Source organism: Bradyrhizobium sp. PMVTL-01 (assembly GCF_051861855.1).
Classification (GTDB): Bacteria; Pseudomonadota; Alphaproteobacteria; order Rhizobiales; family Xanthobacteraceae; genus Bradyrhizobium.
Genome location: NZ_CP193982.1, coordinates 3455979 through 3477230 on the forward strand (window position 1 = coordinate 3455979; position 21252 = coordinate 3477230).

Sequence of the window (21252 nt, forward strand, 5' to 3'; positions counted from 1 at the left end):
TGGAGAGCGTTGTAGAGCCAAACCGATGTTTGTGGAGCCCGTGCGCGCGCCGCGAGGGCTTGCGACGAAACCGGATTGACGCGCTCAACACTGTCTGCAAGTCTCGAAAAGATAAAGGCATTGCATGAGGTTAGTTCGCCCAAGGAACGAACCGGATGCTCAACCAATAACCTGCCTTTGACCAGTTTCACGTCAGGAGAAACTTTTATGTCCAACTTCATGCGCCGGGGGCCTCGCGCGTTCACCTCCAAACTTGCGCTGTCGGTCGTCGCGCTTTCAACCGCACTGGCCTCGCCGGTGCTTGCGGCCGGCAAGACCCTCACCGCGGTGATGCATTCCGACCTTCGCATCATCGACCCGATCTTCACCACGGCCTACATCACGCGTGACCACGGCTACATGGTCTACGACACGCTGGTGGCCACCGATTCGAATTTCAAGATCCAGCCGCAGATGGCGGACTGGAAGATCTCCGACGACAAGCTTACCTACACCTTCACGCTGCGCGACGGCCTGAAGTGGCACGATGGCGCGCCCGTGACGGCGGAAGACTGCGTCGCCTCGCTCAAGCGCTGGGCGGCGGTCGACGGCATGGGCCAGAAGCTCTGGGACTTCACCGCGAGCCTCGAGGCGACCGATGCCAAGACCATCACGCTGAAGCTGAAGGAGCCCTACGGCCTCGTCCTCGACTCCATCGGCAAGCCGTCCTCGCGCGTCGCCTTCATGATGCCGAAGCGTCTTGCCGAGACACCGCCGGACAAGCAGATCCCCGAGCAGATCGGCTCGGGCCCCTTCAAGTTCGTGCAGGGCGAATTCCAGCCCGGCGTGAAGGCGGTCTATGTCAAGAACACCGATTACGTGCCGCGCAAGGAGCCGGCGAGCTGGACTTCCGGCGGCAAGGTGGTGAAGGTCGACCGCGTCGAGTGGATCACGATGCCGGACTCGCAGACCGCGGTGAACGCGCTGCAGTCGGGCGACATCGACTTCATGGAAAATCTTCCCTACGACATGCTGCCGGTGCTGGAAGCGAACAAGGAACTCACGATCGAGGTCTCCAACAAGTTCGGCTTCCAGACGCTCGGTCGGATGAACTTCCTCTATCCGCCGTTCGACAACGTGAAGGTGCGCCGTGCTGCCTTGCTGGCGATGAACCAGAAGGACGTTCTCGACGCGCTCGTCGGCAACACCAAGTACCAGAAGATCTGCGGCGCGTTCTTCGTCTGCGACACCCCGTTCGCGACCGAAATCGGCGCCGAAACCCTGGTGAAGGGCAACGGCATGGCAGAGGCCAAGAAGGCGCTCGCCGAGTCCGGCTATGACGGCACCCCGGTTGTGGTGATGGCTCCTGGCGACGTCACGACGCTCAAGGCGCAGCCGATCGTGGCGGCCCAGCTGCTGCGCGAGGCCGGCTTCAAGGTCGACCTGCAGGCAACCGACTGGCAGACGGTGGTGAGCCGCCGGGCCAGCCAGAAGCCGCCGAAGGAGGGCGGCTGGAACATGTTCTTCACCAACTGGGTCGCGGCCGACGTCTCCAACCCGATCGCCAATCTGTCGATCGGCGGCCAGGGCAAGAAGGGCTGGTTCGGCTGGGCGGAAGACGCCAAGATCGAGCAGCTCAAGGACGCCTTCGTCCGCGCCTCCTCGGTCGACGAGCAGAAGAAGATCGCAGCCGACATCCAGAAGGAAGCCTATGAGCAGGTGATCTACATCCCGCTCGGGCAGTATCTGCTGCCGAGCGGCTGGCGCAAATCGCTCACCGGCGTGCTCGACGGTCCGGCAACGCCGCTGTTCTGGAACGTCGACAAGGCGGAGTAAGGCGAGGGCGCTTCTCGCGCCTTTCGCTTCGACCATCGCGCGGCGCCGCCGTCATCGGCGGCGCCGCTTGCCGGAAGAACTGCCAAGAGAACTGCCAAGAGAACTGCGAAGAGAACGGCGAAGAGAACTGCCAAAGAAAACTGCCAAAAGAACCGTCAGGAGACCTTCGATGTTCCAACTGATGCGCCGGGGACGTCTCGCGTTCGCTTCAAGGCTTGCGCTTTCGGTGGCGGCCCTTTCCGCGCTGGCCTCGCCGGTTCTCGCCGCAGGCAAGACTATCACTGCCGTGATGCATTCGGATCTGCGCATCCTCGATCCGATCTTCACCAGCGCCTACATCTCGCGCGACCATGGCTACATGGTCTATGACACGCTGATCTCGACGGATTCGAACTTCAAGATCCAGCCGCAGATGGCGGATTGGGAGATCTCCGACGACAAGCTGACCTACACCTTCACGCTTCGCGACGGTCTGAAGTGGCATGACGGCACGCCCGTCACGGCGGAAGACTGCGTCGCCTCCCTGAAGCGCTGGGCCGCCGTCGACGGGATGGGGCAGCAGATGATGCTGTTCACGGCCGGCATCGAGGCGACCGATCCCAAGACCATCACGCTGAAGCTGAAGGAGCCCTACGCGCTCGTGCTGGAATCGATCGGCAAGCCGTCCTCGCGCGTCGCTTTCATGATGCCGAGGCGTCTTGCCGAGACGCCGGTGGACAAGCAGATCCCCGAGCAGATCGGCTCCGGTCCCTTCAAGTTCGTGCAGGGTGAATTCCAGCCCGGCGTGAAGTCGGTCTACGTCAAGAACACCGATTACGTGCCGCGCAAGGAGCCGGCGAACTGGACCACCGGCGGCAAGGTGGTGAAGGTCGACCGCGTCGAATGGATCACGATGCCGGACGCGCAGACGGCGTTGAACGCGCTGCAGTCGGGCGACATCGATTTCATGGAATTTCCCGCCATCGAAATGTTGCCCGCCATTGAAGCCGACAAGGATCTCAAGATCGATATCCTGAACAAGTTCGGATTCCAGACGGGCGCCCGGATGAACTTCCTTCATCCGCCGTTCGACAACGTCAAGGTCCGCCGCGCCGCATTCCTGGCGGTCAAGCAGAAGGACGTGCTCGATGCGCTGATCGGCAATCCCAAATACTACAAGACTTGCGCTGCGGCCTTCATTTGCGACACCCCGTTCGCGACAGATGTTGGCGGCGAGACCCTCGCGAAGGGCGGCGACATGGCTGCGGCCAGGAAGGCGCTCGCCGAGTCCGGTTACGACGGGACCCCGGTCGTGCTGATGGCGCCGGGTGACGTGCTGACGCTGAAGGCGCAACCGATCGTGGTGGCTCAGCAACTGCGCGAGGCCGGCTTCAAGGTCGACCTGCAGGCGACCGACTGGCAGACGGTGGTGAGCCGGCGCGCCAGCCAGAAGCCCCCGAAGGAGGGCGGCTGGAACATGTTCATTACCAACTGGGTCAGCGCCGACGCGGACAACCCGATCTCCAACGTCGCCGTCGGCGGGCAGGGAAAGAAGGGCGGCTGGTTCGGCTGGGCGGAAGACGCCAGGATCGAGCAGCTCAAGGATGCCTTCGTTCGCGCGTCCTCGGCGGAGGATCGGAAGAAGATCGCGGCCGAGATTCAGAAGGAGGCCTATGACCAGGTGCTTTACATGCCGCTGGGTCAATATCAGGCGCCGAGCGCGTGGCGGAAGTCGCTCACGGGCGTGCTCGACGGCCCGGCGACCCCGGTGTTCTGGAACATCGACAAGACGGAGTAAGGCGAGGGCGTTTCTCGCACCTGTCGTCCGGATCATTATGCGGCGCCGCTGTCACCAGCGGCGCCGTTGCCCTTTGTTGAGCTTCTCACTGAGAAGGGAGACGCCTTTTAACTGTTCCAGTTTCCAATTGTTGCTATTTGTTTCCATCCTGAAATAGATGTGTCGTCCTCGTACATCACTTCCTTGTCCCATTTGATTCCCGTGCCGTTCGATTTTGCATTCCAGGCGATGGCCGAACGCTCCGATCGAGCGCCGGCGCGCTGGCGTTGGCCTTTCCTGCGCTGGCTCGATGGCATTGAGGCAGGCTGGGCCGTGCCGCTTCTCATCACCTGCTTTGTCGCGATGTGGACGCTCTATCTCACCATCGCCTATGCCGGCAGCGGCCTGCATCCCGATACGCTCGAGGCCTGGACGCTGGGGCGGAATTTCGCCTTCGGCTATCACAAGCACCCGCCGTTGATGGGGTGGGTTGCGGCGGCGTGGACCTCGCTGTTTCCGCTCAGCGATTGGTCGCTGCAATTGATGGCGATGGCCAATGCCGGACTCGCGCTGTTCTTTGTCGATCTGATCTCACGGCAGTTCGTGACCGGGCACAAGCGCGTGCTGGTGCTGCTGCTGTTGATGCTGACGCCGGCCTATCAATTCCACGCCCAGCGCTTCAACGCGAATGCGGTGCTGCTTGCGACCTGGCCGCTGGCGACCGGGTGCTTCCTCCGCGCGTTCGAGACCCGCACCGCCCTGTGGGCGATTGCGGCGGGATGCACGACGGCGCTGGCGATGGTCGGCAAATATTACTCTATCTTCCTCGTCGCGAGCTTCGCCTTTGCCGCGCTGGCGCATTCGCGGCGGCGCGCCTATTTCTCCTCTGCATCGCCCTGGATCTCGGTCGTCGTCGGTCTCGCGGTGCTGTCGCCACATCTGTATTGGCTCGCGACGACGGGCGCATCGGCCTTCTCCTACGCGTTGGCCCACGCAAACGGCAACGTCGTGAACTCGCTCAGCGAGGTCAAAAACTTCCTGCTGGGGCTGGCGGCGGCCATGAGCGTGTCGGCCGTGTGCTGGGCGTTGATCGCCGGAACGCGGCTGAAGCAGTTCCAGGCCGACTTCGCCGCGATGAGCCCGGGCCTGCGACTTCTCTTCTACGTTGCGATCGGAACGATCGCACTGCCGGTGCTGACGTCGCTCGCGTTCGGAACCGATCTGCCTTCGCTGTGGGCGTCGCAGGGGCTGTTCCTGTTCGTCGTGCTCATCGTCTGCGGCACCGGCTATCCGATCGAGCGCTTCTACACCGTCAACCTCACGGTGATCGTGGCTGGCGTCGCGCTCGCCGCGGTTCTGGTCGCGGCCCCGATCCATGCCTTCTATCGCAACGACAACGGCTATGAAGAAGGGCGGAATTTCTACGCGCAGATGGCGAACGAGTTGACCCGTCAATGGCGAGAGTTGACCGGCGAGCCGCTGAGCGCCGTCAGCGGTGACGATTCACTGGCGTTCGCGACCGCATTCTACAGCCCCGACCATCCGCGCTATGCACGGCCGTTCGAATATCAATACAGCTGGGACTTACCCAGCGGGACGACGCTGGACCGCGGCTGGGCTGCGCTCTGTTTCCGCGACCAGGACCATTGCACTCTCTGGATGGAGGGGCTGTCCTCGCGCGCCGAGCATTCCGTCAAGCCCGAGTTCGCGGTGCAGGCAACGCTTTGGGGCAAGCCGGGCCTGACGCGTGAGGTGGTGGTGCTGATGGTGCCGCCGCGTGGAAGAAGCGGGGCACCGCAGAGCCCTGCCGAGGATTTCAGCTCCAGCAGGCGGGCTCCGAAGTAGGGCGCGCTCAACAGTGACTGTCGCGCACCTGCTCGAGCCCTTCGCTGGCGAAAGGCGCGGTGAACGCGGCCTGCTCCGCATTCGGCTCGGGACGCTTCGAGTCGGTCGGCTCCGAGGCGTGGTGGTCTTTGCGGAGTTCCAGTTCCATAGCAGCGGCCTTTCGAATTGCTGCAGTACAACATCGAGGCCGCCGCGAAGTTCCTACGCCACGGGTCGATGATGCGGCTTGAACAGCCGTCCCTTTTCCACCACGAGCACGATCGCAAGCGCCGCCACGGTCGACAGGAAGAAGCCGACCGAGAACGGCAGCAGCGTGCCGTCAAAGCTCTGGCCGATCGCCATGCCGACCACGATGCCGATCAGGGTCGTGATCGAGCCGTACAGCGATGAAGCGGTCCCGGCGATGTGGCCCTGCGGCTCCATGGCGAGCGCGGTGAAGTTCGCGACCATCATGCCGAACGAGAACATCATCAGCGCCGAGAGCGCCATGAACAGCGCAAGCGGCAGCACGCCGAGGATCTCCGTCAGCAGCATCAACCCTGCCACCACCGCGTAGAGCGTCAGCGCGCCGTGCGAGATCACGCGCATGCCGAGCCGCCCGACCAGCTGGGAATTGAGGAAGCCGGCCACAGCCGTGCCGGCCGCGATCGCAGCGAAGGCGAGCGGGAAGTAATGGCCGAGATGATAGATGTCGGTGAAGACCTGCTGGGCGCAGAACACATAGGCAAACAGCGCGCCGATGACGCTGCCCGCGGCCGTCGCATAGCCGATGGTCTGGCGGTTGGTGACGGTCTGGCGGAAGGCCGAGAGCACGTCGGCGGGCGCGAGCGACCGGCGTTCCGATTCGGGGAGGGTTTCGGGCAGCCGCAGCACGCACCATGCGAGCGCGAGAAGGCCGTAGAGCATCAGCACGACGAAGATGCCGCGCCAGGCGGTCACCAGCAGCACCGCCTGTCCGAATGACGGTGCGATCACGGGCACGGCGATGAACACCATCATCGCGAGCGACATCACGCTCGCCATGCGGCGGCCCACATAGCAGTCGCGAACGATCGAGGTCGCGATCACGCGCGTTGCCGAGGTGCCGAGCCCCTGCAGCGCGCGCGCCAGCAGCAGCGTCTCGAAAGAAGGCGCGGCGACCGCCAGCACGCTCGCCACCGCATAGACCGCCATGCCGCCGAGCAGCACCGGGCGACGGCCGAAGCGGTCGGACAAGGGGCCCATGACGAACTGGCCGGCGCCGAAGCCGACCAGGAAGGTCGACAGCACCAGCTGGAGATGATTGGCCACGGGTATCTTGAACGCGGCCCCTATATTGGGCAGCGCCGGCAGCATCATGTCCATCGCGAGCGGATTGAGCGCCATGATGGACGCGATCACGATGACGAATTCGGGAAACCCCATGGGCCGATGTCCGGAGGACACCCAGCCGTCGGCATTGACGTCGGACAAGAAGCTCACCTCTGAAATTCAGGGCTTTTTCTAGCGTCCATGCTGCGACGCACAACCCATGTTTCGGGATGGCTGTCAGGCGGGACGAAGGCGGACACGAGTTGGTGAGGTCGCCCGTCACCCGGCGGCGGCGCCCGCGGGCGCGCCGGCAACCAGTCATTCACCATGAGATTGCGGACGCCGCGCCGGGGAGATGAATCCGCAACGCATCCTGTCCATTGTGGCCGGACGGGGCGCCGCGCAGGCCTCCCGGAGGAACCCGGCAAGGCAGGTATTTCGCGATGTCCGACGTGACCGGCATAGCACGAGGGTTGGGGCCCTCGCTCGACATCACCGCAAGGCGAAACACAGGGCGAAACACTTGGCTTGCCTGGCTGATCGGGCTGACGGTGCTGCTGGTGCTCGGCAATCTCCTCAGCGACGGCACGCTTCTCCTGAATTACGGCTGGGACGTTCGCGTCAATTGCGCCGCGGTCGATGCCTATGCCGACGGGCTCGATCCCTACTTCGTCAAGAACCTGAAAGGCACCAGGTTCTCCTACCCCTATCTGCCCGTGACGCTCGACGTCTTCCGCGCGGTGTGCGCGGGCGGCGTCCTCGTCGCTCATCACATGGGCGTCTATCTCGTCCTCGCCGCGGTCTGTGGCCTGCTCCTGCCGGGGCTTGGCCGGACGCGAACCAGCCCGCGCGACGTCGCGCTCAGGCTGCTCTGCGTGTTCGGCGCGTTCATCGGCTTCGAATGGGTCTGGGCGTCGGGAAATTTCGCGATCCTGGGCGGCGTGCTGATCGCGCTCGCGCTGAGGCTCCTGCTTCGCCCAACGGCAAGCGGCGCATGGGACCGCGACTTCGCCTTGCGCGTCGGCGGCGCCGCACTGCTTGGTCTCGTGACCTCGTTCAAGCTGGTGTTCTGTCCCGTGATCGCCGCGCTGTATTTTCTGCCGCTGCCGCGCCCGCGCAAGCTGGTGCTGATCGCGGTGGCCGCGCTCGGATTCGCATGGCCGATCCTGATCTCGAAGGTGTTCTACGCCGATCTGTTCTCGAGCTGGGTGGGGGTGCTGACGAAGCAGATCCCCGATCAGCATGCGGTCGAGCTGATGGAAACCAATCCGTCTCTACTGCTGCTGTCACGCAGTCTCCTGCAGCAGGTCGGGCTCGGCGACAGCAAGCCGGCGATGTTCGCGACCTATGCGCTCGCAGCACTCGCGCTCGTGCTGGTGCCGTTCGTGCTGTCCGTCCTGCGCACGGTCGGCAGCGGACCGGTTCGGGCAGGGGGATCGCTTCTGACGCGGCTCGATCGCTGGTTGATGGACCATCCCCGCGTGGCCTCGCGCCTCACCGTGCTCGCGATGTTTGCACTCTATGTCAGCTCGCCGCGCCTCAAGGAATATGCCTTCTTCGAGCTCGCGGTCTATGCCGCGGTCCTCATTGCCGATCTTCCGGCCCTGGCACTCGCCGCCATGCTCACCGTCGGCTTCATCGCTCCCGGCCTGGTCTCGATCACAGGGCACACCGTCGAAGGCGGCTTCATCCTCCTCATTGTCGCGCTGGCATGCTTCTGGATCCTGCTGCTGGATTTTCGCGCGGAGCCGATGCGACTTGAGGCGCAGGGCGTGCGTTCATGACGGGCATCGCCTCGTCCGCAGATGCCGGACCCCTGGCCGCGAACGCGTCAGGGGGCCGCTGGCCGACCTGGTCGATCCTGCTCGCGACGGCACTGGTCGCAGTTTCCGTTACTGTCGACCTCGCCGCGGAAAATACCTTTGGCTGGGACGTGCGGATCAATTGCGCTGCGGTGGACGCTCACCTGGCGGGGCTCGATCCCTACTTCGTCAAGAACCTGAAGGATACGAAGCTCTCCTATCCCTATCTTCCGGTCACACTCGACGCCTTTCGGCCACTCTGCACCGGCGGTTTTCTGGTCGCTCACTACAAGCCGATCTATCTTGTGCTTGCCGTGATCTGCGCCCTGCTGCTGCCAGGTCTCGGCACGACCTGCCGGCGCTGGCAGGACACCGTGCTGCGCGGCGCAGTCGTGCTCGGTGGCTTCCTCGGCTTCGACTGGGTCGTTGCAACCGGTAATTTCGAGATCCTCAGCGGCCTGCTGACGGCGGTCTCGCTCGCATTGTTGTTGCGTCCCCTGCGGTCCGGGGGGCGGGGTGAGGCGAGCCTCGTGCCGCAGCTCGCCGGTGCGGCCGTGCTCGGCCTCGTCACCGCGTTCAAGCTGGTGTTCCTGCCGATCCTCGCCGCGCTCTATTTCCTGCCGCAGCCGAGACGTCGCAAGCTGCTTCTGATGGCAGCGGCGGCGGGCGCGTTCGTCCTGCCGATCCTGGCTTCGCTGGCGTTCTACCCGGATCTGTCCCGGAGCTGGCACAGCGCGATCACCGGCCAGATTCCCGGACAGCATTCGCCCGCAAGCGAGGTCAATCCGTCGCTGCTCCTGATTGCCTCGACATTTGCGGGCCGAATTGGCCTTGCCGGCAGCAAGCTGTTCGTCATCGGCCTGTACGCGGCAATCGCGATCACGCTCGTGCTCGCGCCGTTCGCCGTCTCGGCGTGGCGCATGGTCAGGCCGCAGGGGCGCGCCGGCAACGCCTCGCGGCTGCAGGCGCTCGACCACTGGCTGGTCGATCATCCCGCCGCGGCGATGCGCATCACCGTGCTTGCGATGTATGCCCTCTATCTCTGCACGCCCCGACCGAAGGAGTACACCTTCTTCCAGGTGGCGCTCTACACGGCCGTCCTCGTCGCCGATCTGCCTGCGATGATGATGGTCGCCGTGCTCACGGTCGCGGTCGCCATCCCGATCCTGGCGTCGGCCTCGGTCACCGCGTTCATGGGCGGCTACGGCCAGCTCGCGCTCGCGCTGATCTGTTTCTGGATCCTGCTTCCGCACGAGCAGCAGGGGACGTGATCCTATTTTGACGCGGCCGCGTTCGCTCCCTCAGGCGGCGCGGTGTAGAGGCTCATGTAGGCGCCGCTGTAGTCTTCTCTCCAGCCTCTCCGGCCGACCAGGAACTGCCTGAGCTGCTCATGTCCTCCGACCCAGAGCACCGCATCGATTTTGTACTTCCTGATCACCGTATCCCAGGCAGCCTCGTCGATGTCCCAGCGCACCAGCTTGAGATAGTCGCGCAGCAGCTCGTCCGGATAGGCGGTCGCGGCCCGGCCGTCCACGAACAAGGGCACAGCGCCGTGGGTGCGGAAGATCAGGAGCCCGCCGGCATTCCAGTGGTTCAGCACGCGCGAATGCGTGGAATGCGCGAGCAGATAGGCGGCATCCTGCTCCGAGAGCATGTCCGGCAGCGCCAGCGCCGGTCGCACTTGCAGGAAGCTGAGCGGCAGCACGAAGACCCCGACGATCCCCGCCGCGAGCATCGCACCGCGGATGTCGAGCCTCGACAGGCGCGCGGGCAGCAGCCGGTCGACGTGCAGCGCCATCGGGACTGCCGAGAAGATGAAGAAGAACGCGATGTACCTGAACTGGTAGAGGCCCAGGAATAGAAACAGCCATGCCAAGAGGCACGGCTCCACCGGAATGGGTCTCGAGTTTCGGTCGCGCAGCTCCAGCGCAATGAACGTCAACGCATAGACGATGGCGGGAATGCTTCCGGGCAGCTCCATGTTGTGGAAGTAGGGACGCCACTCGCCGATATTGGCCTGGATGAAATGGCCGAGCGTCGCCATCACGCCGTCATGGATGTGCCATCCCAGCGGATTGACGAAGATCGCAGCGACGCACCCGACGCCCGCGAGGCAATATTTCCTGAAGTTTGTCCAGTCCCGCCGCAGCAGGGCCACGCCGGCGAAGACGCCGATGATCGGAAAGGCGAGCATGAAGCCGCCATGCAGATTGACCCACAGCACCATCAACACCGGCAGCAGGAACCATCTGCGCCGCTGCAGGCATTCCCCGTAGAAGATCACCGCGAACAGCATGGTCGCGACATTCGGCGATGCTGCCAGATAGGTGTTGGGCGCCGCCTCGTAGCAGGGGTACAGCAGGCACGCGGCGAAGACGGTGATGCAGACCGCCGGCACCGACGCGCCGCTGCGCAGGCCGCATGAGGTGAGGTAGGCGACGATGACCGCGCCGCAGGCGACGACCACCAGGACGATCCCGGCGAGCCCCGTGTGCTGATAAAGCACGCTGGCAATCACGTCCCAGAGCCACGACAGATTGTACCATCGCTTGTCTGCGAGCGTGAACGCCCACGGATCCTGAAACGGGATCTCGCCACGCTCCCTGATCAGGTCTCCCGCGCCGATGTGCCAGCCGAGGTCGTAATGGCTGAGCTGCACCGGTCCGTTCGAAATGTAGAACACCGACAGGAACGCGATCAGCACGAGGTAGATCTCACGCCCGTGCAGGTCACGTCCGAACGCCGTGGGCGCCCCGCCAATCCCGGATCGGGACCAATTCTCGCGCGCGTCCATGAGAGCTCTCACCTCGAAGCCGGCGCTGCAGGCCTCAGCGTTTCGCCTGACGTCTGCGGCGACCTGCGGCAGACATCGTTCGATTTAGGGGACGACGGTCTAAGGCCGAGTAAAGGTCGGTTGTATCCGGGGGGTTCCGCAAGGCGACGGAGGAGTTGGTAAACCAATGGTTGCGCGACGTGGGGGGTACGGACCTGCTTGCGGATCCTCTCGCAAGCGCGTGCCGGCGGAACGGCGCGGTAACACTACCCAGGGTGGCAGGATTCTTGCTGCGCAGTTCTCGCTGGATTGGCTGCGGAGAACCATGATGCTCTCGACGCAACGCACACTCGCGACGGCCCAGTGGCCGCAGCAGTTTTCGAGGAGATCTTTGAATCCTGGACGCCGTTGCGCGAGGCGCCGCCGATCGAAGAGGGGATTCCCGCCGACAAGTTCTGGATCGTCACGGTGTCGGCCGCGGTAGCGACGCCGCCGCGGTACAGGAAGATCGTCGACGTGATGGGCACGATCGACGGCTTCGGCGTGCTCAAATCGACGCCGGGAATCTCGATCGAGAAGAACTGCCCGTTCTGCTGGCACCACGCCAACACGGATTTGCCGTTTCACCTGCCGGTGACCAAGGTTTTCAGGGAGCTTCAGGTCGAGCGAAAGCTCGCCATCTGAGCACGCCCGGATTCGGCGCAACGGGACCAGGCGACGCGATTGCAGACGGCACCATCCACCATTCTCGCCCCGTCAGCTCTCGTGGTGCGGGCAGCCGGGGTCGAACCGGCACAGCGCTTGCGCACCGAGGGATTTTAAGTCCCTTGCGTCTACCAATTCCGCCATGCCCGCTTGATCCAACGAGATCAAACACTTAAGTCCACCTGCGGCCGTCTGGAATTGGCGTCTCGCCGGCCCGGCGGGTGCTCTTCCTTAAGCGAGCCGGGCGCACAAGGCAAAGCCTCAATCCGGACATCTGTTGCTGCTTTAGGCATTCTCAATCCACGGGGACTATTCGTCGCGCATGGCTGCTTCGTTTTCCGCTTCGCTGCGTTCCTGCGGCGCGCTTCTCGTGCTGCTCGCAGGCAGCGCCGCCCTGGGCGGCTGCGCCGGCATCAGCGAGACGGTCGCACCGGCCTTTGCCGATCCCGCCAGGTACGAATTGTACGATTGCAAGCAGCTCGAGGCCGAGCGCAAGGCGCTTGCCAACCGGACCGGCGATTTGCAGAGACTGATGGACAAGGCCGAGACCGGGGCCGGCGGCGCCGTCGTGTCCGAGCTCGCCTATCGCAACGACTACGTCTCGGTGCGCGGGCAGGCGCAGCTCGCCGAGGACGCCTGGCGCCGCAACAGGTGCCGCGAGACGCCGCCCGACGCAAAACCGCAGCCCGCCACGCCGCAGCCGCCGGTGATCAAGCCCGCCCCGACGAGACCCGGCAGCGCCGCGCGCTGAGACTTCGCCAGCCTCAGGGCCGCCAGCCGTAGATCCAGTCCTGCCGCGCCAGCATGCGGTCCGGGCCGAGCGCACGGATCGCAAGATCGCGCGCGATCGCGAGCGGCCCGCTGAAATGATAGATGCGGCCCTGCCGCCGCGCGGTCCGCTGCACCCGCCGCACGCGGGCCTGGCGCGCGGCTCCATAATGCTTCAGCGCGGCGGTGATGCCCGCGGTGCTCTCGGCTGCCTCGAGGCTCACGAGCTGCGCGAGCACGGCGGCGTCCTCGATCGCCATGCCGGCGCCTTGCGCGGCGAAGGGCAGCATCGCATGGACGGCGTCGCCGAGCAGGGCGACCGGGCCTTTGCTCCAGGGACAGCCGTCGGGCACGCCGAACAGCGCCCATTTCCGCCAGCCGTCGACCGCGGTGAGCATCATCCGCGCCGCCGGCGGCCAGCGGGGAGCGGCGAACGCGTCCATCACCTCGCGCGGATCGCCGGGCGTACTCCAGCCCGGCCTGTTCCAGGTGCCCGGCAGGACCGCGACCACGTTGACCTGGCGTCCGCCTGTGATCGGATACGCGACGAGATGAGCGTTCGCCCCCATCCAGAGCTGCACCCGCCGGGCCGTGTAGTCCTTCGGCAGCTGCGTGGCATCAAACGTGCCGCGCCAGGCGATCAGCCCGGAGAAGCGCGGCTGCACTTCGGGAAACAGATGCTGGCGTACGGTCGACCAGATGCCGTCGGCGCCGATCAGGGCGCTGGCGAGATCGTTGCGGCGGATGGTGCCGCTGCGATGGACCACGGTCAGTCCCTTGGCATGAGATGCGACGTCCTCGAAGGTTGCTCCGAGCTTCAGGTCGATATCGGGATGGTCGGAGACCGCGCCGGCGAGCGCCGATTGCAGATCGGCACGGTGCACCACCCAATAGGGCGCGCCAGCGCGCAGGGAGGCGGCTTCGCCGAGCGGCATGCGCAGCAGCTCGCCGCCGGCCCGCGCGCTCATGATCGAGACCGCCTCGGGAACGACGGCGCGCAGCTTGAGGCGCTCAGTGAGGCCGAGCTCGACCAGCACGCGGCTGGCATTGGGAGAGAGCTGCAGGCCCGCGCCGACTTCCTCGAGGCGCTCGGCCTTTTCCAGCACGACGATGCGGAAGCCGCGGGCGGCCAGCGCAAGGGCGGCCGTCAGTCCACCGATGCCGGCACCGGCAATGACAATCGTTCGGGAGAGCGCCACCCCTGACCGATGGACGCGGTCAAGCCACCTTGTCCTTGAGGACGCATTCCGGCGGCCGCGCTTCGCCCGCCTTCAGGTCGGCCGCGAAGCGGTACAGCGTCGAGCAGTAAGGGCAGATGATCTCGTTGTCGTTGCCGAGGTCGAGAAAAACGTGCGGATGATCGAACGGAGGGTTGGCGCCCACGCACATGAACTCTTGCGAGCCGATCTCGATGACGGGGACACCGGCATCGTTGTGGAAGTGTGGAACGACATGGTCGGACATCGTAGTTCATCCTGGAGTGGCAGTGGCGGCAGACACAATCGACGCTGACGCGGGTATCCTATGAGACGCCGCGGACCATACTGGGGGGTACGGATGATTGCTAGCCCAGTGGAACCGAAAGGTTGCAACTGCCCCATGCTCATTTGCTCATCCAAATTCGACACAATCTTGTCGCCCCAGAGAAGCCCTTCTTTCGTCGGGGACGTTGTGTCGCAATTTTGGCATCCTATGTCTGTGGACGCGCGCAGTTTGAGACGAACGACGAATCATCGGGCGCTGGCGACCTTGGGACCATCGGGCTTTTCCGCATGAAATGGCTGCGAATCAGCGCTGCATTGATCGGTATCGCGGCTTGCAGCCTTCTACTGGCACAGGTAGCGCCGCAGGCCCGTGACGCCGGCGCGGTCTTCGCCGCCCAGGACGACCCGGCTGCGCTCTCCGAGCTCAGGCTCGACGCGCTGCTGCGGCAGAACGACCACCTGGTTCGGGACAACATCGAGGCCGCGCTCGTTGCCGGCGACGCCGATCTCGCCGACAGTTTCGTGGCGCTGGCGCGTGACCGCACCATCGCGCTTCCGGACGACGTCCTCAATCGCGTGAGCGATGCGGTCAAGGCGGAGAGCTCCACCTCGCATTTCGCAAAACGTTTCGCCACCGGCCTCGTCACCGGCAATGCCGACGACGTCGCGAGCCTGTCCGGGACTGTTGCCGGCGACCTCTTCGTGATCGGGGACGTCAGGGACGTCGTGCGCGAGGGCAAGCATCTGGCGATGGGCGAGGAGACCGACCGTCTGGTACTGGGCCTTGCGACCGCGGGCCTTGCGGTCACGGCGGCAACCTACGTCTCCGTCGGCGGCGCAGCGCCGGTGCGAGCCGGGCTGACGCTGGTGAAGGATGCGCGAAAGGTCGGACGGCTCGGCAAAGGGCTGGCTGCATGGGCCGGCCGTTCCGCACGCGAGATCGTCGACACCCCGATGCTTCAGAACGCGGTCGCCAAGGGTTCCGTGTTCCGCCCGGGCGAGACCGTGAGCGCGATCAGGGCCGCGTTCCGGGCCGAGAAGGCGGGGGCGCTGGTCCGGCTCGGCAAGGACGTGACGCGCGTCGCCGAGAAGACCGGCACGCGTGGTGCCATGGACACGCTGCGGATCGCCGAAGGCCCCAAGGACGTCGCGCGCGCGGCGCGGCTCGCCGAAGCGCAAGGCAGCAAGACACGTGCGATCATGAAGCTGCTGGGGCGCGGCGCGCTGCTGCTCGTCGGCGGCGCGTTCGATCTGGCGATCTGGCTGTTCGGCGCGGCGGTGACATTGTTCGGCCTGTTGTCCTCGATCAAGGCGACCACCGAGCGCCTGACCCAGGCCTGGTGCGATCGCAAGAGGGCGCAGCGGCTTCGCCGCGCGCAGGTCGCCGCCGAAGCCGCTCTGGCGGATGCAGCCCTTAAGGCCTAAAGCGCGACGAGATTGAGGTCATTCGTCGTCGTGCGTTGGGCTATTGTTTGGGCATGATCTCCGCGCAAACGCGTTCCGCGTTTGCCGCGAGGAAAAACCGCTGCACACTGTTCCGGATCGTGCTCTAAGATCGGTTGTCCCCCCTCAAGACCTCTGGAACTGATGATGCCGAGCTTTCACAACGGCGCCGTTGAAATTGCCTATCTCGACGAAGGCGAGGGCGATCCGATCATCCTGGTGCACGGCTTTGCCTCGAGCAAGAACGTGAACTGGGTCTATCCGACCTGGGTCTCGGAGCTGCGCAAGAACGGCCGCCGGGTGATTGCACTCGACAATCGCGGCCATGGCGACAGCGCAAAACTCTATGAGCCCGCGCAATATTCGATTCCCGTCATGGCCGGCGACGTGCTGGCGCTGATGGACCATCTCGCCATCCCGCAGGCCGATATCATGGGCTATTCGATGGGCGGACGGATGACCGCCTGGCTCGGCCTCAACGAGCCGCAACGCCTGCGCTCGGCGATCCTCGGCGGCATCGGCATCGGCGGCCTCATCGAGGGCACCGGTCCCGGCGAGAACGTGGCGAAGGCGCTGGAAGCGCCTGCGCTCGACGATGTCACCGATCCCGTCGGCCGGACGTTTCGTGCCTTCGCCGATCAGACACGGTCCGACCGCCGCGCGCTCGCCGCGTGCCTGCGCGGCACCCGCGATCTCATGACGCGGCAGGAGGCCGCGCGCATCGACGTGCCCGTGCTGATCGCGGTCGGCTCCGCCGACGACGTCGCGGGATCCGCCAGCGCGCTCGGCGCCATCATTCCGGGTTCGGAAGTGCTCGATATTCCGGGGCGCGATCACATGCGTGCGGTCGGCGACAAGGTCTACAAGACCGGCGTGCTCGATTTCCTGTCACGCCGCGGCTGAGGGGCGTCCGCCGGCTCTGCACTCAGCAGACGTGACAGTGCCATCAGCACCACGAATGTCGCCACCCAGACCATGCGTGCGCCGTAGCGGTCGTGCGGGCCGGAGATGACGGCGCAGATGAAGGCGTTGCCGAGCAGCGCCAGCGTCACCGTCGCCCCCAGCAGCGTCAGATCGTCGAGCCGGCGGTACGCGAGCCCATGCACGAGCAGCGCGACCAGCGCCAGCATCGAGGCCAGCGCGACGGGGACGTGCAGCCAGTTGACGTCGTTGAAATCGACGCCCCAGTGCTGCTGGCGCGCGGCGCGCATCGGCGCGAGCTGCGCGGGGATGTAGCGCTCGATGATCCCATAAGTGTGCGGGATCCAGCCATTGGTGCCTTCGCCGGTCGCCACATGCAGCAATTGCTGGCCCGTCGCCCGCAACGCCGCACCGACCTGCCAGGCAGGATAGTCGGCGAGCGAATGCACGACGATGTAGCTCATCTCGTCGTTCATGCCTTCGAAACGGCCGAGCGTGTTGAACATGCTCTTGCCCCACAGGAACTCGTCGGCGGTCGCCGGCAATTGGTTGCGATAGGGACAGAGCTTGAAGTTTTCACGCGGGCAATGGTCGTTGAGGAAGTGCGTGACGATGCCGTCCTGCATCATGCGGCCGAAGGCAACGCCATAGCCGCCGGGTGTCCAGGCCCATCTCCCGGACAGGGCGTGGTTCGCCGACACCAGCATCAGGCCGCCCACGACGATGGTCAGGCTCGCCTGCGCCAGTCCCGCGCGCGGAAGCCTGCGGCCCAGGAACGGCCGCGCCATCCAGCCTGCGACGCAGAGGCCGAGCAGCACACCGAGCGTGGCGCTGTGGGTTGCGGCGGCAAAAGCGGTGAAGCCGAACAGCGAGATCTTTTCGAGCGTCGATGTCCGTTTCCCGCCGATGACCAGCAGGAACAACGACAGGATCGAGAGCCCGGCGAAGATGTCCGTGAGCAGCATGCTGGCGAGCCAGGGCAGGGCAGTCGAGACGATCAGGAGGAGGCTGATCGCGACGAAGCGGGACGTCTGCATCAGGCCGAGCACGCGTAAGGTGAGCTGCAGCAGCCAGAGCGCGGCCAGCGATTGGACCGCGAGATTGATCCAGAAGCCGAAGCCTTCGCCGTAGTGCAGATAGAGGCCGAACACGGTGGAGCGGCTAGGGACGAGATAGCCTTCGTACCAGCGCGCCAGGTAGCCGCCGGTATCCCATTGCAACAGCGGATAGCCGTTCCAGAACGCCGGCGCGATCATGAGGAGGGGCAGAAAGATGGCCGCCAGCCGCAGCCAAAGCGATCCTGCGGCGCCTGCGCGCAATTGTTCGGTGGTGATGCTCAAAACCGCTCCGTCGTCGCCGGGACCATGCCCGCAACAAGGCTTGGGAGAGAATTCACCAATAGTTTGACCCGCCCCGGCTTGAATTTGGTAAAAAGCTGACCACGTTGAGCCAACCTCGTCGCTTGGGGGGCGCCAGAATAAATCGTTGTGTTTCAAGGTGTTGGCATGCTTTCGCGGGGCAAGGTGCTGTTCACTCTCAGGCAAGCCGGTCAGGACTTTGTCGTCTAGACTGTGCTATAGAGCCCGCAAAACCAGCCAATTCGAAAGAGCAAATTCCATGGCAGTGCATCAGGTCAATCCGGGAGGAAAGCTCGCCTCGCTCGATCCGATCTGGGACCGGATCCGGGGCGAAGCGGAGGACATTGTCCATCGCGAGCCCGAGCTTGCGACCTTCATCTATTCGACGGTGCTGCATCACAGCCGCCTCGAGGATTCGGTGATCCATCGTCTGGCCGACCGGCTCGATCACTCCGCGCTGTCGGGCGACCTCGTGCGCCAGACCTATGACGAGGCGCTGCGCGACGATCCCGATCTCGGCAACGCCTTCCGTGCCGATCTCGTCGCCGTCTACGATCGCGACCCCGCCACCTCGCGCTTCATCGATCCCTTGCTCTACTTCAAGGGCTTTCACGCGATCCAGACCCATCGCCTGGCGCACTGGCTCTATCTCAAGGGCCGCAAGGACTTTGCGTATTATCTCCAGAGCCGCGCCTCGGCGGTGTTTCAGACCGACATCAATCCGGCCGCGCGCATCGGCCGCGGCATCTTCCTCGATCACGCCACCGGCTTCGTCTGCGGTGAGACGGCGGTCATCGAGGACGACGTCTCGATCCTGCACGGCGTCACGCTCGGCGGCACCGGCAAGGAGAATGAGGACCGTCATCCCAAGATCCGCCACGGTGTGCTGATCGGCGCCGGCGCGAAAATCCTCGGCAACATCGAGATCGGCCATTGCGCGCGCATTGCGGCGGGCTCGGTCGTCGTGAAGCCCGTGCCGCACAACGTCACGGTCGCGGGCGTGCCCGCCAAGGTCGTCGGCGAAGCCGGCTGCGCCGAGCCGTCGCGCACCATGGATCAGATGATCAACGCGATGGGGCTTTGATCTCGCGAGTTAAGGGCTGGATTCTCCGGCCCTTTTCGTTCCCAAATTCTTTGGCAATTCATGCTGGCGGTTCGTCGCGTCTCGTCCTAAAACCCGCCGACCAATTTCGATCGGAGACTTGCCGTGGACGTCAAAGAAGTCAGAAAGCTGGACGCGTATCTGAAGCGCGTATTCGGCAATCCCAAGATCCGCGTCGTGCCGCGGCCGAAGAAGGATGATTCCGCCGAGGTCTATATCGGCGAGGAATTCATCGGCGTGCTCTTCGTCGACGATGAGGACGATGATCGCTCGTTCCAGTTCCAGATGGCGATCCTCGAGGACGATCTCGTCGATCAGGAATAGTTGTTGTCACGCCGTCGTCGCGGGCGAGGCGGATCTTCGCCGCGCGCGGCGTTCTCTCGTGTCCGGACCCACTGCAGCGCCGGAACCCAGACGCCACACAGCACGTCTCTGCAACATGGCCCCGGGCTCAGCAGCGCACCGTCGAGGAGACGCTACGCTGCCCAGGGCACGCATGGATGATGGAGGTGCGCTCTCTCCCGATCGTCATTGCGAGCGAAGCGAAGCAATCCAGGAATTTTTCCGCAAAGGAATCTGGATTGCATTGCTTCGCTCGCAATGACACCGGCCAATTTCAACCGCGCCTTCCGCAAGGCGGTCGGGACGCCAAGTCTGTAGGGCGCAGAAGGGCCGGGACCGAGCGCGCGGGCTTGGCGATCATATTTCATCAACGGCGTGTCCTGATAAATCCGAGCGCTCCGCTTTTGGGCCATGAGGGGACCAGGCTCGGGCAAGTCCGGAATACCTGATCGCGACCCATTGCCGAGCCCACGAGGGCCTCCCGCCCGGGGCCGCTTGTGACCAAAGTGGGGCACGTCGAGTTGCGAGGCCAGAAAGCCTGCTCTCGTTCACCACATTTAAACCTTAAGATTCTACGAAAAATTCCTCACCCACAGGCCGAAGGAACATGCGAACAGCCTTCTTACAGAAGCCACCCGTGGACTTCGGGCAATGAAGGTTTGGCAGACCAGCTGCATCGTGGCTGCTATCGCATCCGTGGGACTCTATCTGGCCGCTGGTAACAGACCGGCCGCAACTTTGCCGGATGTCATGCCGGAAGCGGCAGCGAGCATGGCGGCTCCTGCGAACATGGTGACGCCTGCCTTGTACGCAGAGGCATCCGCGAGGCTTGCGGCAGCGCTTCGGGCGGAAAGAGCAGAGCTTGGCTCGGTGACGTCGGCAGGTCCCGGGCCTTTGAGCACCGAAGCCGGGATCGTCGATGAACCCGCCGCGCCAAAATTGGCGTCGTTGGGACAGGATGTCGTCCAACCGCTGCCCCCAGAACGCAATGCGTCCAACGATGCTCCGAAAGCGGCGTCGACGCAGGATTTCCGTTATCTGGTTTACTACGTCTGGTCCGAACTGCCGCCCGCCGAGAAACCGGCGGAGATCGTCCTGCGTGCGTTCAAGGACATTCCAGTCGGAACGCCGGCCGAGGAGATCAAGCGCGCTTCCGACGCGTTTGGTCTCGACTTCAATTTCATGATGACGGTTGCCAAGATCGAATCCGGTTTCAACCCCAATCAACGCACCGGGTCGTATATCGGGCTGTTTCAGCTGAGCCAATATGAGTTCGGGAAGTTCGGCTTCGGGCAGATTCGCAGTCCGCGGGACAACGCCGTTGCGGCCGCCTACAAGATCATTACCGAAGGCGTCCAGTTCGAGTGGATCACGCACCGGACGCCGGACCTGAGCGATCTTTACCTGATCCATCAGCAGGGCTGGGAAGGCGCCGCCGAGCACATCAGCCGGCCCGCCCGCGCCGCATGGAAATCGATGTGCGCCACCAGCGAAGGCAAGGAGAAGGGTGAGAGGTGGTGCAAACGCGCGATTTGGGGCAATGCACTTCCGGCCTTCAAGCGCGCCTGGAAATCGGTGGACAACGTGACGTCAGAGGCGTTCGTCGGCATGTGGCGCGGCCGGGTCGCCGAGTTCTACACCAAATATGTGGCGACTGCCGCTGCGGCGGCAAGCCAATAATTCCGTTGTCGGCAGGGCCCCGCCACGCTTGCTTTGCCTTTAGCCGCCGTGGAGAAACAGACTCAGCTGGGTAGACCAAGTCTGCTCACGGCCCGTTGCCGGCGTGGTAGCGCAGCTCGCCGGCCGTCAGCCTTTGACCGTCCCAGACATTCAAGATCGGGTCGCTCA

Annotated in this window: 18 protein-coding genes and 1 tRNA gene; 12 read left to right on the plus strand and 7 right to left on the minus strand. The window is 64.5% G+C overall.

Annotated features, from left to right (window positions below; genetic code table 11):
* Positions 1-207 precede the first annotated feature (207 nt).
* The 3 genes from ACRQ5Q_RS16405 to ACRQ5Q_RS16415 all read left to right on the plus strand — a co-directional run bounded on the left by ACRQ5Q_RS16405 (position 208) and on the right by ACRQ5Q_RS16415 (position 5416).
* A complete protein-coding gene (locus ACRQ5Q_RS16405) occupies positions 208-1815 on the plus strand; it encodes an ABC transporter substrate-binding protein (RefSeq protein ID WP_439369004.1) in 1608 nt (535 codons plus the stop codon).
* Between the two features lie 169 nt (positions 1816-1984).
* Positions 1985-3592 carry an ABC transporter substrate-binding protein gene (locus tag ACRQ5Q_RS16410; RefSeq protein ID WP_439369003.1) on the plus strand — a complete coding sequence of 536 codons (1608 nt, stop codon included), beginning with the start codon at positions 1985-1987 and terminating at the stop codon, positions 3590-3592.
* Positions 3593-3820: 228 nt separating this feature from the next.
* Positions 3821-5416, plus strand: a complete 1596-nt coding sequence (locus ACRQ5Q_RS16415; RefSeq protein WP_439399820.1) for a glycosyltransferase family 39 protein — start codon at positions 3821-3823, stop codon at positions 5414-5416.
* A 7-nt stretch (positions 5417-5423) separates the two neighbouring features.
* Here ACRQ5Q_RS16415 and ACRQ5Q_RS16420 read toward each other — a convergent pair whose 3' ends face one another.
* Together ACRQ5Q_RS16420 and ACRQ5Q_RS16425 are read right to left on the minus strand one after the other, a co-directional pair.
* The gene (locus ACRQ5Q_RS16420) at positions 5424-5564 is read right to left on the minus strand and encodes a hypothetical protein (RefSeq protein WP_439369002.1); all 141 of its coding nucleotides are present in this window, start codon (positions 5562-5564) and stop codon (positions 5424-5426) included.
* Between the two features lie 53 nt (positions 5565-5617).
* The gene (locus ACRQ5Q_RS16425) at positions 5618-6868 is read right to left on the minus strand and encodes a multidrug effflux MFS transporter (RefSeq protein ID WP_439398917.1); all 1251 of its coding nucleotides are present in this window, start codon (positions 6866-6868) and stop codon (positions 5618-5620) included.
* Between the two features lie 281 nt (positions 6869-7149).
* On the opposite strand from ACRQ5Q_RS16425, the gene ACRQ5Q_RS16430 reads away from it, so the two are divergent.
* On the plus strand, positions 7150-8490 hold the full coding sequence (locus ACRQ5Q_RS16430) for a hypothetical protein (protein WP_439398919.1): 1341 nt from the start codon (positions 7150-7152) through the stop codon (positions 8488-8490).
* Positions 8487-9779: a hypothetical protein gene (locus ACRQ5Q_RS16435; RefSeq protein ID WP_439398921.1), complete on the plus strand. Its 1293-nt coding sequence runs from the start codon at positions 8487-8489 to the stop codon at positions 9777-9779. The genes ACRQ5Q_RS16430 and ACRQ5Q_RS16435 overlap by 4 nt, the downstream gene beginning before the upstream one ends.
* A gap of 2 nt (positions 9780-9781) precedes the next feature.
* Here the strand turns inward: ACRQ5Q_RS16435 and ACRQ5Q_RS16440 are convergent, their stop codons facing one another.
* Positions 9782-11302, minus strand: a complete 1521-nt coding sequence (locus ACRQ5Q_RS16440) for a hypothetical protein (protein WP_439398922.1) — start codon at positions 11300-11302, stop codon at positions 9782-9784.
* 342 nt (positions 11303-11644) lie between these two features.
* On the opposite strand from ACRQ5Q_RS16440, the gene ACRQ5Q_RS16445 reads away from it, so the two are divergent.
* Positions 11645-11965, plus strand: a complete 321-nt coding sequence (locus ACRQ5Q_RS16445; RefSeq protein WP_439398924.1) for a hypothetical protein — start codon at positions 11645-11647, stop codon at positions 11963-11965.
* A gap of 82 nt (positions 11966-12047) precedes the next feature.
* On the opposite strand, the gene ACRQ5Q_RS16450 is transcribed toward ACRQ5Q_RS16445, so the two are convergent.
* Positions 12048-12136, minus strand: a tRNA-Leu gene (locus ACRQ5Q_RS16450).
* A 172-nt stretch (positions 12137-12308) separates the two neighbouring features.
* Here ACRQ5Q_RS16450 and ACRQ5Q_RS16455 point away from each other — a divergent pair.
* On the plus strand, positions 12309-12737 hold the full coding sequence (locus ACRQ5Q_RS16455; protein WP_439368993.1) for a twin-arginine translocation pathway signal: 429 nt from the start codon (positions 12309-12311) through the stop codon (positions 12735-12737).
* A 13-nt stretch (positions 12738-12750) separates the two neighbouring features.
* Here the strand turns inward: ACRQ5Q_RS16455 and ACRQ5Q_RS16460 are convergent, their stop codons facing one another.
* Positions 12751-13953, minus strand: coding sequence for an FAD-dependent monooxygenase (locus ACRQ5Q_RS16460; protein WP_439398926.1), 1203 nt, complete (start codon positions 13951-13953; stop codon positions 12751-12753).
* Positions 13954-13972: 19 nt separating this feature from the next.
* Positions 13973-14218: a zinc-finger domain-containing protein gene (locus tag ACRQ5Q_RS16465; protein ID WP_007602543.1), complete on the minus strand. Its 246-nt coding sequence runs from the start codon at positions 14216-14218 to the stop codon at positions 13973-13975.
* Between the two features lie 308 nt (positions 14219-14526).
* On the opposite strand from ACRQ5Q_RS16465, the gene ACRQ5Q_RS16470 reads away from it, so the two are divergent.
* Together ACRQ5Q_RS16470 and ACRQ5Q_RS16475 are read left to right on the plus strand one after the other, a co-directional pair.
* Positions 14527-15663, plus strand: a complete 1137-nt coding sequence (locus ACRQ5Q_RS16470; RefSeq protein WP_439398928.1) for a hypothetical protein — start codon at positions 14527-14529, stop codon at positions 15661-15663.
* A gap of 165 nt (positions 15664-15828) precedes the next feature.
* Positions 15829-16584, plus strand: a complete 756-nt coding sequence (locus ACRQ5Q_RS16475) for an alpha/beta fold hydrolase (RefSeq protein ID WP_439368989.1) — start codon at positions 15829-15831, stop codon at positions 16582-16584.
* Here the strand turns inward: ACRQ5Q_RS16475 and ACRQ5Q_RS16480 are convergent.
* Positions 16542-17942 carry a hypothetical protein gene (locus ACRQ5Q_RS16480; RefSeq protein WP_439398930.1) on the minus strand — a complete coding sequence of 467 codons (1401 nt, stop codon included), beginning with the start codon at positions 17940-17942 and terminating at the stop codon, positions 16542-16544. The two genes, ACRQ5Q_RS16475 and ACRQ5Q_RS16480, sit on opposite strands and share 43 nt — an antisense overlap.
* Positions 17943-18219: 277 nt before the next feature.
* Here ACRQ5Q_RS16480 and cysE point away from each other — a divergent pair, with 277 nt between their 5' ends.
* The 3 genes from cysE to ACRQ5Q_RS16495 all read left to right on the plus strand — a co-directional run bounded on the left by cysE (position 18220) and on the right by ACRQ5Q_RS16495 (position 21084).
* Positions 18220-19044 (plus strand): serine O-acetyltransferase, encoded by an 825-nt coding sequence (cysE, locus tag ACRQ5Q_RS16485; protein WP_439368986.1) that lies wholly within the window; start codon positions 18220-18222, stop codon positions 19042-19044.
* A 123-nt stretch (positions 19045-19167) separates the two neighbouring features.
* Positions 19168-19386, plus strand: a complete 219-nt coding sequence (locus ACRQ5Q_RS16490) for a DUF3126 family protein (protein WP_007602550.1) — start codon at positions 19168-19170, stop codon at positions 19384-19386.
* Between the two features lie 669 nt (positions 19387-20055).
* A complete protein-coding gene (locus ACRQ5Q_RS16495) occupies positions 20056-21084 on the plus strand; it encodes a transglycosylase (RefSeq protein ID WP_439398931.1) in 1029 nt (342 codons plus the stop codon).
* The last annotated feature ends 168 nt before the right edge of the window (positions 21085-21252 follow it).